The 927-nt window shown below is 64.0% G+C and carries 1 pseudogene; it reads right to left on the bottom strand.

The features are described 5' to 3' along the window. Nucleotides 1-148 precede the first annotated feature (148 nt). Nucleotides 149-927 (bottom strand): annotated as a pseudogene (gene actP, locus HX846_RS39815) (cation acetate symporter); the annotation flags it as partial.

Genomic DNA, 927 nt, shown 5'->3' with positions numbered 1-927 from the left:
CGCTCCTCGTGAGTGCGTGCCAGCTCGTGGCCGTCAATGGCGCTGCGCAGCACCTGGGCGCCGTGTTGGCCGATCCAGCGGCCAGCGATAAAACTTTGCAGGGTAGGGGCGTGAGACATCACGATTCCTCCGGGTTGGAAAATGAGAGTTAGTGTTTGCTGGCGCCTGCGGCACCAATGCCGGTCATGGAGCGAATGAACTGCGCCAGGTAACGCCCGCGTTCAACGGCAGCGCGGGGCGAGCGGTCGGTGACGGAAAAGACCCAGGCGCTGAAAAACGCCAGGCTCATGGAAAACAGGGCAGGGTTGGAATAGGGGAACAGCGCCTTGTCGTAATGCAGTACGTTGACCCACACCGCCGGACTCAGCACCAGCAGCACGATGGCCGAGACCAGTCCCGCCAGGCTGCCGGTCACCGCGCCACGGGTGGTCAGGCCCTTCCAGTACATCGAGAGGAACAGCACCGGGAAATTCACCGAGGCGGCGATTGCCAGTACCAGGCCGGACAGGAACGCGATGTTCTGCGACTCAAACAGCAGGCCGAGGATGATCGCCAGCACGCCGATGCACAGCGTGGCGATGCGCGACACGCGGATTTCCTGCTGCTCGCTGGCCTGGCCCTTGCGGATCACGCAGGCATACAGGTCGTGGGACACCGCCGACGCGCCGGACAACGCCAGCCCGGCGACCACGGCCAGGATGGTCGCGAAGGCCACCGCCGAAATGAACCCGAGGAACAGGTTGCCGCCCACGGCCTGTGCCAGGTGCACGGCGATCATGTTGCCGCCGCCGATGATCGCGCCGTTGGCATCCCGGAAGCTTGGGTCAGTACCCACCATGACGATGGCGCCGAAGCCGACGATGATCAGCAGCAGGTAGAAGTAGCCAATGAAACCGGTGGCGTAGAACACGCTCTTGCGCGCTTCCT

Origin of the sequence: Pseudomonas sp. K5002 (genome assembly GCF_013386655.1) — a bacterium.
Classification (GTDB): Bacteria; Pseudomonadota; Gammaproteobacteria; order Pseudomonadales; family Pseudomonadaceae; genus Aquipseudomonas.
This window is presented reverse-complemented; position numbering and strand designations above follow the sequence as displayed.